A 1,594-nucleotide genomic window follows, 5' to 3' on the forward strand; every position below is an offset into this window, starting at 1 on the left:
TTTAGGAACTTTTAAAAATACTGGAACCATAGAAGCTGTTGGTAATGCAGTGAATGTATATATTAATAAATCTACTCTTACAGATTTTAGTAATAGTGGAACTATTAAAGGAGAGAAAGGTATTCAGATAGGGATTTCTACTCTTACTAATTTTAGTAATAGTGGGGTGATTATCTCTAGTAAGGATGATAATAATACCATAGCCTTACAAAACACTAAAATACAAACTTTTACTAATACTGGAACTATAGAAAAAACAAGTGGTGGTGCGAGTGGTGTTGCGATTGAAAACAATACAGCCTTAGGAACTTTTATTAATCAAGGAATAATTAATCATAAAGGTAATGGGCCAGGTGTTTATGTAGGTAGTAAAGCTACGATAGAGAACTTTGAGAATAAGGGGACGATAGAGGGGAATAAAGGGATAGAAACTAACTATTCTACTATTAAGAATTTTATTAATAGTGGTTTAATTGAGACTAATAATGGAGGAGGAAGAAATGTTGCTATATTGAATCGTTCCGCTACAATAACTACTCTTATCAATAAGGGATTAATAAGGACTCAAGGGAAGAGTGGGCTACCAGAAGATGGTGGTATAACCATATGGGGTGGAAAGGTTAGTACTTTAGTTAATAGTGGGACAATAGAGAGTGCAACCTCTGGTATTCTTGTTATGAATAGGAATAGCGACCCTTCAAATATCCAAACTATCCTTAATGAAGGTCTCATTAAAGCCAAGTCTAATGGTATTGCATATGAAGCAGGGAATAATGTAGAAACTATCATTAACAAAGGAACTATACAAGCAGAAAATGGTATCAATATATTTAATGTTCCTAATGATAACGTAGGCAAAGATAATACCAAGCTTGGCAAAATCATCCTAGAACCAGGTAGTGTCATAGATGCTAAAGTAAGTGGTATCAACATTGATATCCGAAATGGTAAGATAGTCGAAGTCTCTGGCATAGAAGTGAAAAAAGGAGCAACACTAAAGAGTGAGAATGGAGCAGCTATTGCAGTAGCTACCAATAATCATATCACAGGGGATATAAATATCGCAGGAAAGATAGAAGCTAAAACTGGTATTTCTAATGCAGGAGAGATTAAAGCAAGTATTACCCTTTCTGATGAAGTTAAAAACTTTAGTGTTGAAAATAAAGGCAGTGGTAATATTACAGGAAGTATTGAAGCTAAAGATAATGTAGCCTTAAGCCTTATTAACTCTGATAATAGTAGCATAGGAGGAAGCATTACTAGTTCTTCTAATGCTCCTATTAGTATTAAAAATGAAGGCAATGCTAACATTGGAGGAGATATTAAATCAACAGGTAATGCTCCTATAACTATTACTAACTCTGGAAGTGGTAGTATAGGAGGAAGCATTAGTGCTAGTGGAGATGCTCCTATTAGTATTACTAACTCTGATAATGCAAAGGTTGCAGGAAATATTGAAGTAAGTGGTAATGCTCCTATAGTGATTAAAAACGAAGGTAATGCCACCTTACAATCTGATATTATTAACTCTGGTTCTGGTGCTTTAAGTCTTAGTAATACAGGTAATGCTAGTATAGGGGCTAATATTAAAAAT

1 pseudogene is annotated in these 1,594 nt (G+C 34.1%); it reads left to right on the plus strand.

The features are described from left to right. A pseudogene (locus tag LS72_RS11055) lies at nucleotides 1–1,594 on the plus strand (hypothetical protein); the annotation flags it as partial.

The sequence above is a fragment of the Helicobacter apodemus genome (assembly GCF_000765745.2).
GTDB lineage: Bacteria > Campylobacterota > Campylobacteria > Campylobacterales > Helicobacteraceae > Helicobacter_D > Helicobacter_D apodemus.